This window comes from Bradyrhizobium sp. GW821-FHT12B03, from assembly GCF_058807535.1.
In genome coordinates this window covers 251,237-262,753 of sequence record NZ_JBXAQU010000004.1, presented here as the reverse complement: position 1 = coordinate 262,753, position 11,517 = coordinate 251,237, and the positions used below count along the sequence as shown (strand labels likewise).

The following is an 11,517-nucleotide window of genomic DNA, read 5'->3' as shown; positions in this document are numbered from 1 at the left end:
GACGAACGCCTCACTTCACTTTCGGCAGCACCTGCTTCACGACCTGCTTGCCTTCGACCACCTCGACCAGAAAGCTCTGGCGGTCGATGTCGCCGGTCTCGCTGAAGGTGACGTCCATCAGGAGGCCGGGTTCGTCGGCGGCCTTGATGGTCAGGCCGTGCAGCGTGTCGGCGAAGGCCTTGGAATCGACCTTGCCCATCTTTTCGGTGGTGGCCTTCACCATGTAGACGGCGAGGTAGCCCTTCAGGCCGTTATGATCGGGCACGTAATTGTACTTCTTGGAAAACTTCTCGCGGAACGCCTTGATCAGGTCGACCGGCGCGTCGGTGGTGAGGCCGACATGGCCGCGCGCACCGTTGGCGGCATCGCCGGCAAGCTCGATCACCTTCTGGCCGATCAGCGTGGTCTCGCCCATCAGCGGCGCGGTGACGCCCTGGCGCTTCAGCTCTTTCAGGATGCGCGCGCTTTCTTCCTCGTTGAGATAGACGAACACGGCATCGGGATTGGCGGACTTGATCTTGCCAACGTCGGCGGCGAAGTCGGCCTGGCCCGCTTCGGTCGAGAGGTCGGCGACCACCTTGGAGCCGAGCCGGTCGAGCTCCTTCACGACGACGTCGCGCCCGCCGCGGCCAAAGTCGTTGTTGACCCAGACCACCGCGACGGTCTTCGCCTTCATCTCGTCATGGATGTATTTTGCGACCTTCGGCATCGAGGATTGCTGGCCGAACGAGGTGCGGAACAGAAACTTGTTGCCGGCCTGCGTCAGCTCGGCAGCTTCGCCGCCCATGATCTGCGCGATGCCGGCTTCGGCCGCGAGCGGCGCGGTGACCTTCACCGAACCGGAATAGCCGGGCCCGAGCAGCACATAGGGCTCGGCGTCGAGCGCCTTTTGCACCTGCGCGCGGGCAACGCCGGGGTTGGATTGCGAGTCGGCATGGGTCACCTCGAGCTTGCGACCGAGCACGCCGCCCTTGGCGTTGATCTCCTCGATCGCGAGATCGATGCCGTTCTTCCAGTTGGTGCCGACGGTGGCGCCGCCGCCGGATAATTCGGCGACGTCGGCAAGCTTGATTGTCTGGGCGTGGACGCTGGTTGCCGTCGCGAAGGCAAGCAGGGCGCCTGCCAGAACAGTCGATTTCATGATCTCTCCTCCCGTTTCCTCTGATGTTGTCCGCGGCCTTGTGTCCGGCCGCTTTGGTTACGCTGCGTGATAGGCAGAGCTTCGCGCCGCCATCACCTCGTCAAATGCCTCTCCCATGACCTCGGTCGATGGGGCAAGGCCCGTGAACAGTTCGAAAGCGTCGGCGGCCTGGTAGATCGCAAGCTCCCGCCCGGTCATGATCTTCGCGCCGCGCTCCTGCGCTGCGGTCAGCAGCGGCGTGATCAGCGGCGAATAGACGGCGTCGGCCACCCAGAGCTTGTCGTGCAGCAGCGTGGCCGGAACGGGCATGCCGCGGTTCGGCAGCATGCCGACCGGCGTGCCGTTGACGAGGCCGGTCGCGCCGCGGAGCGCATCCTCGACGCTTGCAGCGACGCGGGCGCCGCCCTGCATCGCAAGCAGGGAGACCAGCGTCCCGGCGCGTCCCGGCTCGCTGTCGAAAATGCGGATGTCGCCCACTTTCAGGCTCGCCAATGCAAAGGCAATGGCCTTGCCGACGCCGCCCGCGCCGATCACGGCGACGGCGTTGCCAGCCGGCGCCAGCAGCGGCGCCACCGCGCGCGCAAAGCCGGTCGTGTCGGTGTTGTGGCCGGTCAGCCGGCCGTCCCTGACGACGACGGTGTTGACCGCGCCCATCGCGGCGGCGCCCGGCGCCAGCGCGTCGAGCAGCGGGACCACCGCTTCCTTGTAGGGGTAGGTGACATTGACGCCGGCAAAGCCGAGCCGCCGTACGCCTTCGAGCATCTGGCTCAATCCGGCCGCGTCGGCGCCGGCGACCTCGATGAGCTGGTAATGACCGCGCAGGCCGAGCGCTTCGGCGGCGCGCTCATGCATGGCAGGGGAAGCGGAATGCGCGATCGGCGCGCCGATCAGGCCGGTGAGGAGCTTTTTGCTGGCGGCGTATCCGCGCTTGGACATGGTTCGCTATCGTCTCGTTGGGAGCGTTCGGTCCCGGCCATTAGCGGGGAAACCGGCGCAATTCCAAGTACGACGTTAGCCTTTCCCCCGCCTAACACAATTACCCATTTATCGGGCAAACCTAACATAAGGTTATTTCCTTCGTCCGCGACCCGTGGCGGCCTTGCCGTTGCCGCGGGACGGCTCGACCGCGCGCATCTCGGCGCGCAGGGATTCGATGAAGTATTCGACGTGGAGCGACAGCGGCGCGCCGCGCTTCACGGCGATGTAGGTGTCGAACCGCGTCGGTTCGGTGATCTTCAACAGCTCGATCCCGGGATAGCCGCCATGGGCCACCGTGAACTGGTCGATGATGGCGATGCCGAGGCCCGCCTTCACCAGCGCGCAGACCGTGGTGCCGAAGCGGGCGCGGATGGTGATGTTGTAGTCGAGCCGGTTGCGCGCGAAGATCTCGGCCATGATCCGGCCATAGGGATCGTTCGGATCGATGCCGATCAGCGGATAGCGGGTGATCTCGGCGGCCGAGACCTGCTTGCGGCCCGCAAGCTCGTGGCCGGGCGGCACGATGCAATACAGCTCGCCCGAGGCGAGCGGCATGAAGTCGAGCCCGGAATGCTCCAGCCGGTAGCTCATCGCCACGCACTCGCCGCGGCCGAGCAGGAGATAGTCGATGGCTTCCTCGAGCTTGAGGATGTTGATGTCGATGCCGAGATCGGGATAGCGGCGGCGTACGCGCTCGATCGCGCGCGGCACCATCACCTGCGAGATGCTCGGCACCGAGCCGATGCGCAATTCCGACAGGCCGCCGCGGCCGATCTTGGAGATGATCTCGGAGAGGTCGTCGACCTTCTTGTAGACGCCGTTGATCTGCTCGAAGATGTTCTCGGCTTCGGGCGTCGGAAAATAGCGTCCGTTCTGGCGTTGGAAGAAACGGATGCCGAGTGAGCGCTCGGTGTATTTGACGAGGCGGCTGATGCCCGGCGCCGAGACGTTGAGCAGCTTCGCCGCGCCGCCGATGGTGCCCGTCACCATCACGGCACGGATCACTTCAACCTGGCGCAGCGTCATCATGTCCCGGGCATCCGAAAGAGGATCATGCGGCGATCATCTCACGAGAGATGCGATGTCATCCAGCGGCAAGTGTGGCGGTGTGGCAGGGCGGACGGCGCTTCACCCTCCCCCTCCAGGGGTGTTCAGACCGGGGAGGGTCGAGAGCGCAACTCGCTCACAGATGGCGGATTGCGGGATGATTTCGCTGTCAGCGTGTTTCGACTAAAATCTGCGCGTTCAAATCGAGGGGCGGCGTCGCACGATCTGTTGGATCGGCGTCGTCTGCTGCAGGCGCGTTCTAGCTCGCCGGTCCTTCGGGCGACACGCTGTCCGCGAGCTCGGTGCGTTCGCTTTGCAGCACCTCGCGCGCGAACTCGATGATCTTCTGCTTGTTTGCCGTTTCACGGACGGCGAAAAACACACGGTTCAATTCCAGGCCGAGCACGCTGTTGAGGGCGATGTTCTCGTCGTCCATCGTGGTTTTCCCGCTTTGTACGCCACAGGTGTAACTTGACGTCACTTCTTCCACAAGTAGATTAAAGCTTCGGAGCAGGCACACACCGGAAAACTACGGCGGCACCGAATTGAGGCAGCCCCCAAATACGTGCTATACCGAACGGCGAGGGTCAGGAAACGCACCGATGTCCGCCGTCGACTATGGCCGGGAAGCGCTCGACTTCATCGAGGGGTTGGGAGCCTATACCAAGGTTCCGGACGCCATGGATGCACTCGCCACCGCGTTCAACCGGTACGGCTTCGAGCATATCATCGTGACGGGTTTGCCGAACCCCGATCAGCGTTTCGCCCAGATGGTGCTCGCCAAGCGCTGGCCGGCAGAGTGGTTCAGCCTCTACACCGAAAAGAGCTACGATCGCGTCGATCCCGTGATCCGCAAATGCCGGCAGACGGTAAATCCCTTCGAATGGTCGGAAGCTCCTTACGATGCGGAGTTCGAGCCGGGCGCTGCCGAAGTGATGCGGCGTGCTGCCGATTTCCGCATGTCGCGCGGTTTCGTCGTGCCGATCCACGGCCTGACTGGCTATGAAGCGGGCGTCTCGCTCGGCGGCGTCAACCTCGATCTCAACGTTCGCAGTAAGCCGGCGCTGCACCTGATCGCGATGTACGGCTTCGATCACATTCGCCGTCTGCTTGCTCCCGCGCCGCATGCGTCGACGCGTCTCACTCCGCGCGAGCGCGAAGTGATCGCCTGGGCCTCGCAGGGCAAGTCGGCTTGGGAGATCGGCGAGATCCTGCACATCACGCAGCGTACCGCCGAAGAGCATCTTGCAACCGCTGCGCGCAAGCTGGGGGCCGTCAACCGCACGCATGCGGTTGCGCTCGCGATCCGCCAAAGAATCATCAATCCCTGAAATCACCGCCTACTGGGAAATTTCCCAATAGTAGCTCTGGCCGTTTTCCAAGAGGCTTCCCCTGTTTATTTCGAGCAATGGGGGAATAGATGATTCATGTGATTTCAGCGGTTAACCGGCACCTCTACGAGGACGTCCTCGAACAACATTTCAGGGTGCGCCACGAGATTTTCGTCGAGGAGCGGAAATGGGAAGCGCTGCGCAAGCCCGACGGCCGCGAGATCGACGCGTATGACAATGAGGATGCGATCTATCTGCTGGCTCTCGAAAACCGGCGGGTGCTCGGCGGGTACCGCCTGTATCCGACCACCAAGCCGACGATGATGAGCGACGTATTCCCCCATCTCGCCGCGGTGCGGGGCTGTCCCGTCGATCCGCTGATCTGGGAATGGTCGCGCTTCTTCGTGTCGCGCGAGCGCCGCGACGGCGCGTTCAATCTGCAACTGATGGCGGCAGCGCAGGAGTTTTGTCTCGATCAGGGCATCGAGCGCCTCTGCCTCGTCATGGAGACCTGGTGGCTGCCGCGCTTCCACGACATCGGCTTCGTCGTCACCCCGCTGGGATTGCCGGCGCTGATCGAGAATTCCTGGACCATGGCGGCGACCATCGAGGTCCGTCAGGAATCGCTCGATATCGTTCGTGACCGTATCGGGATGAAGAATGTCGTGCACCAGGACGGCCCGCGTCTGGACGCCGTCGCCCGTGCCAACCTCTGCGGCCTCGCTGCCGCGCAACGAAAGAGCGCCTGAAATGTCGAACATGATGCGGGATAGCCAGATCATGGCGCAAACCAAGGACGAGAATCTCAGCTACATGTCCGACATGGCGCTCGAACTGGCGCAGATGGCGGACGACTCCGGACTGACGACGCTCGCCTATCTGTTCCGGATGGCCGCACTGGAGGCTTCAACGGCAAACAGCGTGCTCGCTGAACCGGACGACCTCCCCCAGCAGATGACGTCGCACTAGACGCATCCTCACTTCCTTCACTCCGACGACGTCCTCGCCCTCCCCCCGCAGCCGGGGGGAGGGCGATCGTTTGGGTGCGGCAGGTTGCCCCATGCTGCACGGCAACCTTCTTGCATCGCGGGACGGACCTCGGCCGCATGTGCCGGGATGCAACAAAGTGCATGTTTGGTGTCAAATCGCTCTTGCCTCGGAACGATACTGCCATTACCCATTTTTCGGCCTTGAAGAGGCAGGGGGAGCTCTTTCACTGATGGCGACCGTGTTCGAACATCGGCGCGACGCTGCGTGCGCCTGAAAGAGTTTTGATGCTGCTCGTCGTCGAACAATTTCTGAACGGATTGCAGTTCGGCCTGCTGCTGTTCCTGCTCGCTGCCGGCCTGACGCTGGTGTTCGGGATCATGGATCTCGTCAACCTCGCGCACGGCTCGCTCTACATGATGGGCGCCTATTTCGCCGCGACCTTCGCGGCCTGGACTGGCAGCTTCCTGCTCGGTGCGCTGCTGGCGCTCGGCGCAACGCTCGTGCTCGGCATCGTGCTCGAAATGACGGCGCTGCGGCATCTCTACGGCCGCGACCATCTCGACCACGTGCTCGCGACCTTCGGCCTGATCCTGTTCTTCAATGAAGCCGTGCGGCTGATCTGGGGCCCGGCGGGCCTGGCGCTGCCGCTGCCGGCCTGGCTCACCGTGCCGGTGCCGATCCTGCCCGGCATTCACTATCCCGCCTATCGCCTCGCCATCATCGTGGTGGCGCTGCTGGTCGCGTTGCTGCTCTATCTCGGCGTGATGCGCACCCGCATCGGCATGCTGATCCGGGCCGGCGCCTCCAACCGCGAGATGATCGGCGCGCTCGGCATCAACATCAAGCTGCTCTACACGCTGGTGTTCGGGCTCGGCGCCGCGCTCGCCGGCCTGGCCGGGTTGATGCAGGCGCCGATCCTCACCGTGCAGATCGGCATGGGTGAGAACATCCTGATCCTCGCCTTCGTCATCATCGTGATCGGCGGCATCGGCTCGATCCGCGGCGCGTTCCTGGCCGCGATCTTCGTCGGCATGATCGACACGCTCGGCCGCGCCTTCCTGCCCAATTTGCTGCGGCAGGTGCTGAGCGGCGCCGCTGCCTCCACCGCCGCGCCCGCGCTGTCCTCCATGCTGATCTACCTGCTGATGGCGATCGTGCTGGTGGTGCGGCCGGAGGGGCTGTTTCCGGCCAATCGCCGATGAAGGCTTTCACGGTGAGCAAGGCCGTCACGGCCCTGATGCTGGCGGGCCTCGTGCTGCTGCCGCTCTATTCACAGTTGTCCGGCAACATCTTCATCCTGACGCTGTTCACCCGCATCGTCATCCTGGCGCTGGCTGCTGCGAGCCTCAACCTCATCATGGGGTTCGGCGGCATGATGAGCTTTGGCCACGCCGCCTATCTCGGCATCGGCGGCTACGCCGTCGGCATGCTCGCGCAGGAAGGCGTTGGCTCCGGCTTCATCCAGTTTCCGGTCGCGCTGGCGGCGTCCGCGCTCTATGCGCTGGTGATCGGCGCGCTCAGCCTGCGCACCCGCGGCGTCTATTTCATCATGATCACGCTGGCCTTCGCGCAGATGGCCTATTACGTCGCCTCGGGCCTCGCGCGCTACGGCGGCGATGACGGCCTCACCGTCTACAAGCGCAGCGATTTCTCCGGCCTGATCAATCTCGGCAACCGCACGCAGTTCTACTATCTCTGCCTGGCCTGCCTGTTCGCCGTGCTCATCCTGATCTGGCGCATCGTCAATTCGCGCTTCGGTCTCGTGGTGCAGGGCCTGCGCTCCAACGAGCAGCGCATGCAGGCGATCGGCTTTCCTGCCAAGCGCTACCAGCTCGTCTGCTTCGTCATCTCAGGCATGATGTGCGGTCTTGCCGGCGCGCTGCTCGCCAACAACACGGACTTCATCAGCCCGGCCGTGATGTACTGGACGCGGTCCGGCGACCTCATGGTGATGGTGATCCTCGGCGGCATGGGCACGCTGTTCGGCCCGGTCATGGGCGCGGTGGTGTTCCTGCTGCTGGAGGAGTTTCTGTCGCAGATCACCGAATATTGGGCGCTGATCATGGGGCCGCTGCTGCTGCTGATCGTGCTGTTCGGGCGCGGCGGCATCATGGGCGTGCTCGGGAGGGCTGGCCGTGGCTGAACCCCTGCTCCGCGTCGAAAAGCTGGTGCGCCGCTTCGGCGGCATCATCGCGACGGACAACGTCTCGCTCGACGTAGCCAGCGGCGAGCTGCACGCCATCATCGGCCCGAACGGCGCCGGCAAGACCACCCTGATCAGCCAGCTCACCGGGCATCTCGAGCCGCATTCCGGCAGCGTCTCGCTCGGCGGGCGCGACATCACCTATCTGCCGGCCTATCGCCGCTGCGCGCTGGGCCTGGCCCGCTCGTTCCAGATCACCTCGCTGCTGCTCGACTTCACCGCCGCCGACAATGTCGCGCTGGCGGCGCAGGCGCATGCCGGCACCTCTTTCCGCTTCTTCGCCGATGCGCGGAAGGAAAAGGGCCTGCGCGATGCCGCCCGCGCCGCGCTCGATCGCGTCGGCCTGTTGCATCGTGCCGATGTCCTGGTGTCCAGGCTCAGCCATGGCGAGCGTCGCCAGATCGAGCTTGCGGTCGCACTCGCCAGCCAACCGAAGCTGCTGCTGCTCGATGAGCCGATGGCCGGCCTCGGCGTCACCGAATCCCAGCGCATGGTGCAATTGCTCCAGGAGCTGCGGAAGGAAGTCTCGATCGTCCTGGTCGAGCACGACATGCCGGCGGTGTTCGCGCTGGCCGACCGCATCTCGGTGCTGGTCTACGGCCGCGTCATCGCCTCGGGCGATCCGGCCGCGATCCGCCAGAACGAGGACGTCAAGCGCGCCTATCTCGGCGACCAGCATGTGGTGACGCACCATGGCTGACACGCTGCTCGAGGTTGACGGCATCGAGACCTGCTACGGCCTTTCGCAGGTGCTGTTCGGCCTGTCGCTCTCGATCAAATCAGGCGAGATGGTCTCGCTGATGGGCCGCAACGGCATGGGCAAGACCACCACCATCCGCTCCATCATGGGCCTGACGCCGGCGCGTGCGGGCGCGATTCGCTTCGCCGGCGCCGAAGTGCGGACGCAGCCGTCTTACAGGATCGCAAAACTCGGCGTCGGCCTCGTCCCCGAGGGGCGCCAGATCTTCCCGAACCTGACCGTGCGCGAGAACCTGGTCGCGGCGGCCGCCGACCGCTTCGGCAGCAGCAATCCCTGGACGCTCGCGGCCATCTACGTGATGTTTCCGCGGCTTGCCGAACGCGCGTCCAACATGGGCAACCAGCTCTCCGGCGGCGAGCAACAGATGCTGGCGATTGGCCGCGCGCTGATGACGAATCCAAAACTCCTGATCCTGGACGAGGCGACCGAGGGCCTCGCGCCGCTGATCCGCGAAGAAATCTGGAGCTGCCTGTCGCTGCTCAAGAGCCGGGGACAGTCGATCCTCGTCGTCGACAAGAACGTCGATCATCTCGCCCGCATCTGCGACCGCCACTTCATCATCGAGCGCGGCAAGACGGTGTGGAGCGGCACCTCGGACCAGCTGATGGCCGAGCCGGATCTGCAGCACAAGTATCTGGGGATTTGAGGCTCGGGGAACGAGACGTGAGGGGCGGTACGTTGGCGCCACGAATTCGATGTCGTCCCGGCGAAGGCCGGGACCGATACCGCGGTATCTATCTATCGCGGCCGGTATCAGTCCCGAACGACCAGTCTTCGCCAAACGTCTCCCAGTGGCTATGGGTCCCGGCCTTCGCCGGGACGACAGTGGGGAAAGAGTTTAGCGGACCAATCACCAGTAAATCCCGTGCCGGTGCAGTTCGCGGATCACGCGGGCTTCGACTGACGGCTGGCGACGCTTCGGCCTGGCCGTCTCGGTCGAGCTGGCCCTCGGCGCGGCGGTAGGCCGGGTCGGCGTTGCAGTGGCCGGAGCTGTCGCGGCCGGCAGCGTTGCAGTGGGTGCGGCGGTCGCTGTCTGGACGTTTGCCGCCGGAGTCGGCCTCGTCTGAGGCGGCACGTTGACCGCTGCGGCCGGCTGCTCGGTCGCCTGCTGGCTCGGATTGGTCGCCGCCAGGCTCAGGCTCCGCGGACCACCGGCATAGGCCTGGGTCGCCAGCAGCGATATTGCCGCGATCAGGATCAGCTTGCGCATGGAAACCCCCATTATCTGGTCAGTCCGTCTTACCCAATTCATACCCGCCGGCGACTAACGCGCGAGGCGGTGCGCCCCGATTTCGATCAGGGTGGCCCGGCAGGACAAGCGATAGATCAGGCTGAACAATTGACCCCACATGACCGAACTCCGTTGTTGATCATGGAGGCGACTGTAGACCCCGTGTCTTTCCGGCGGTTTTCGCGGGGGAGGAAAATGGCTTCGTCGGACGGGGGTGAGATGTCGTCGGAACGGGCGGGACGAAGTCGCCTCACGGGGGCGTGAGGGGCGCGCAATGGTGTCCCCCAAGTCGCCCCTCGAGAGGAGGTGTCAGAACATCTCGAAATATTCGCGGTGCTCCCAGTCGGTCACCTCGGACAGGAAGCGGTCGATCTCGGCATTCTTGATGTGGCTGTAATAATCCACGAACTCCCCGCCGAATTTTTCGCGGAAGAACGGATCGTCCTTCAGCGCGGCGACGGCGTCGCGCAGGGACTTCGGCAGCAGCGGCGCAGTGGTCTCGTAGGGCGTGTCGGCGGACGGGCCGGGATCGAGCTTGCGGTCGACGCCGTCGAGACCGGAGAGGATTTGCGAGGCCATATAGAGATAGGGATTGGCGGCGGGCTCGCCGACGCGGTTTTCGAGGCGCGTGGCGGCATCGCCCGCCGCCCCGAGCACGCGGATCATCACGCCGCGATTGTCGCGGCCCCAGATCGCGCGGTCGGGCGCCAGCGAATAGGAGCGGTAGCGCTTGTAGCCGTTGATGGTAGGCGTGGTGAACGCGGTCGACGCGCGGGCGTGGTCGAGCAGGCCGGCAAGGTAGGCCCGGCCGAACGCGCTGAGCGGCTCGCCGCCTGCCTTGACCGTTTCCTTGTCCGTTTCCTTGGCCATGAACTGGTTTTCGCCAGTCGCGCGCGAGACGATCGACTGGTGCAAGTGCCAGCCGCTCGCGAACAGGTTCGGCAGTTTGGGCCGGCACATGAAGGTGGCGTGATAGCCGTGGCGGCGGGCGATCTGCTTCACGGCGCTTCGGAACAGCACCATGTTGTCGGCCGGCTCCAGACCCTTCCTTGGCGCGAAGGTGAACTCGCACTGGCTCGGCCCGAACTCGACCTCGACCGAGCGCAAGGGCAGTCCGAGTGCGACGACGTCGCGGCGCAGGATTTCCAGCACCGGCTCCATCTGGTCGAAGCGCTGCTCGGTGAGGTACTGATAGCCGTGGCTGAGCAGGCTGACCGAAGGCGGCGTGCCGGGCTGGCCCGCGTCTTCCGCGCGCATATGCGGATCGTCGAGCTTAAAGATGTGGAATTCGACCTCGAGCCCGGCGACGAAATCGTGGCCGCGGCCAGCGAGCTCGTCCAGCGCCTTGCGATAGAGCCCGCGGGTCGCGAACGGTACCGGGCGGCCGTCGTTGAAATAGAGATCGCACAGCACCCAGCCCGTCGTCGGTGCCCACGGCAGCACCCGGAATGTGGTGGGATCGGCGACCATCAGCACGTCGGCTGCGCCCTCCATCTCCTTCATGCCGAAGCCGCCGCCCGAGGTGAACACCGGAAACACCGTGCGGTGCGAGGTGTCCTTGGCGAGCATGGTCGTGGTGATGGAGCAGCCGCTTTCCAGCGAGGCGATCGCTTCCGACGCAATGATGGTCTTGCCGCGCAGGATGCCGTGCTGGTCGGGGAAGGCGAGGCGGATGACTTCGAGGTTTTTCTCCTCGGCGATGCGGCGCATGCGCGTTGCCGCGTCCCTTTGCTCATCCGACCACAGCGCATGACGCGCGACGAAAGTCACGATGGTTGCTCCTTAGCCCATGCTGTCATCGCCCGCGAAGGCGGGCGATCCAGTATTCCAGAGACG

General features: G+C 64.7%; 13 protein-coding genes. 7 read left to right on the top strand and 6 right to left on the bottom strand.

Annotated elements, in window-relative coordinates:
- Nucleotides 1–10: 10 nt before the first annotated feature.
- The 4 genes from AC1RUR_RS10825 to AC1RUR_RS10810 all read right to left on the bottom strand — a co-directional run bounded on the left by AC1RUR_RS10825 (nt 11) and on the right by AC1RUR_RS10810 (nt 3,602).
- Nucleotides 11–1,141, bottom strand: a complete 1,131-nt coding sequence (locus AC1RUR_RS10825) for an ABC transporter substrate-binding protein (RefSeq protein WP_492843622.1) — start codon at nt 1,139–1,141, stop codon at nt 11–13.
- Nucleotides 1,142–1,198: 57 nt separating this feature from the next.
- Nucleotides 1,199–2,077 carry a shikimate dehydrogenase gene (locus tag AC1RUR_RS10820; protein ID WP_492843620.1) on the bottom strand — a complete coding sequence of 293 codons (879 nt, stop codon included), beginning with the start codon at nt 2,075–2,077 and terminating at the stop codon, nt 1,199–1,201.
- 132 nt (nt 2,078–2,209) lie between these two features.
- The gene (locus AC1RUR_RS10815) at nt 2,210–3,148 is read right to left on the bottom strand and encodes a LysR family transcriptional regulator (RefSeq protein WP_492843618.1); all 939 of its coding nucleotides are present in this window, start codon (nt 3,146–3,148) and stop codon (nt 2,210–2,212) included.
- 277 nt (nt 3,149–3,425) lie between these two features.
- Nucleotides 3,426–3,602 carry a hypothetical protein gene (locus tag AC1RUR_RS10810; RefSeq protein WP_492843616.1) on the bottom strand — a complete coding sequence of 59 codons (177 nt, stop codon included), beginning with the start codon at nt 3,600–3,602 and terminating at the stop codon, nt 3,426–3,428.
- A gap of 166 nt (nt 3,603–3,768) precedes the next feature.
- Here AC1RUR_RS10810 and AC1RUR_RS10805 point away from each other — a divergent pair, with 166 nt between their 5' ends.
- From AC1RUR_RS10805 to AC1RUR_RS10775, 7 genes are all read left to right on the top strand, one after another.
- Nucleotides 3,769–4,497, top strand: coding sequence for a helix-turn-helix transcriptional regulator (locus AC1RUR_RS10805; RefSeq protein ID WP_492843614.1), 729 nt, complete (start codon nt 3,769–3,771; stop codon nt 4,495–4,497).
- 89 nt (nt 4,498–4,586) lie between these two features.
- Nucleotides 4,587–5,246 (top strand): acyl-homoserine-lactone synthase, encoded by a 660-nt coding sequence (locus AC1RUR_RS10800; protein ID WP_492843612.1) that lies wholly within the window; start codon nt 4,587–4,589, stop codon nt 5,244–5,246.
- A gap of 1 nt (nt 5,247) precedes the next feature.
- Nucleotides 5,248–5,466 (top strand): hypothetical protein, encoded by a 219-nt coding sequence (locus AC1RUR_RS10795; RefSeq protein WP_492843610.1) that lies wholly within the window; start codon nt 5,248–5,250, stop codon nt 5,464–5,466.
- A 305-nt stretch (nt 5,467–5,771) separates the two neighbouring features.
- Nucleotides 5,772–6,689 carry a branched-chain amino acid ABC transporter permease gene (locus AC1RUR_RS10790; RefSeq protein ID WP_007615745.1) on the top strand — a complete coding sequence of 306 codons (918 nt, stop codon included), beginning with the start codon at nt 5,772–5,774 and terminating at the stop codon, nt 6,687–6,689.
- Complete coding sequence (locus AC1RUR_RS10785) at nt 6,686–7,630, top strand: branched-chain amino acid ABC transporter permease (RefSeq protein ID WP_492843607.1); 945 nt, start codon at nt 6,686–6,688, stop codon at nt 7,628–7,630. Before AC1RUR_RS10790 ends, AC1RUR_RS10785 begins: the two co-directional genes overlap by 4 nt.
- On the top strand, nt 7,623–8,390 hold the full coding sequence (locus AC1RUR_RS10780; protein WP_492843605.1) for an ABC transporter ATP-binding protein: 768 nt from the start codon (nt 7,623–7,625) through the stop codon (nt 8,388–8,390). The genes AC1RUR_RS10785 and AC1RUR_RS10780 overlap by 8 nt, the downstream gene beginning before the upstream one ends.
- Nucleotides 8,383–9,096, top strand: coding sequence for an ABC transporter ATP-binding protein (locus tag AC1RUR_RS10775; protein WP_492843603.1), 714 nt, complete (start codon nt 8,383–8,385; stop codon nt 9,094–9,096). Before AC1RUR_RS10780 ends, AC1RUR_RS10775 begins: the two co-directional genes overlap by 8 nt.
- Before the next feature lie 204 nt (nt 9,097–9,300).
- On the opposite strand, the gene AC1RUR_RS10770 is transcribed toward AC1RUR_RS10775, so the two are convergent.
- Together AC1RUR_RS10770 and AC1RUR_RS10765 are read right to left on the bottom strand one after the other, a co-directional pair.
- The gene (locus AC1RUR_RS10770; protein ID WP_492843601.1) at nt 9,301–9,660 is read right to left on the bottom strand and encodes a hypothetical protein; all 360 of its coding nucleotides are present in this window, start codon (nt 9,658–9,660) and stop codon (nt 9,301–9,303) included.
- A 330-nt stretch (nt 9,661–9,990) separates the two neighbouring features.
- Nucleotides 9,991–11,451, bottom strand: coding sequence for a glutamine synthetase family protein (locus AC1RUR_RS10765; protein ID WP_492843599.1), 1,461 nt, complete (start codon nt 11,449–11,451; stop codon nt 9,991–9,993).
- Nucleotides 11,452–11,517 lie beyond the last annotated feature (66 nt).

Coding starts and splice junctions, on each gene's coding strand:
- AC1RUR_RS10775 (WP_492843603.1), top strand. CDS start 8,383: ATGGCTGACACGCTGCTCGAGGTTGACGGCATCGAGACCTGCTACGGC.
- AC1RUR_RS10790 (WP_007615745.1), top strand. CDS start 5,772: ATGCTGCTCGTCGTCGAACAATTTCTGAACGGATTGCAGTTCGGCCTG.
- AC1RUR_RS10800 (WP_492843612.1), top strand. CDS start 4,587: ATGATTCATGTGATTTCAGCGGTTAACCGGCACCTCTACGAGGACGTC.
- AC1RUR_RS10815 (WP_492843618.1), bottom strand. CDS start 3,148: ATGATGACGCTGCGCCAGGTTGAAGTGATCCGTGCCGTGATGGTGACG.
- AC1RUR_RS10810 (WP_492843616.1), bottom strand. CDS start 3,602: ATGGACGACGAGAACATCGCCCTCAACAGCGTGCTCGGCCTGGAATTG.
- AC1RUR_RS10805 (WP_492843614.1), top strand. CDS start 3,769: ATGTCCGCCGTCGACTATGGCCGGGAAGCGCTCGACTTCATCGAGGGG.
- AC1RUR_RS10825 (WP_492843622.1), bottom strand. CDS start 1,141: ATGAAATCGACTGTTCTGGCAGGCGCCCTGCTTGCCTTCGCGACGGCA.
- AC1RUR_RS10795 (WP_492843610.1), top strand. CDS start 5,248: ATGTCGAACATGATGCGGGATAGCCAGATCATGGCGCAAACCAAGGAC.
- AC1RUR_RS10770 (WP_492843601.1), bottom strand. CDS start 9,660: ATGCGCAAGCTGATCCTGATCGCGGCAATATCGCTGCTGGCGACCCAG.
- AC1RUR_RS10785 (WP_492843607.1), top strand. CDS start 6,686: ATGAAGGCTTTCACGGTGAGCAAGGCCGTCACGGCCCTGATGCTGGCG.
- AC1RUR_RS10820 (WP_492843620.1), bottom strand. CDS start 2,077: ATGTCCAAGCGCGGATACGCCGCCAGCAAAAAGCTCCTCACCGGCCTG.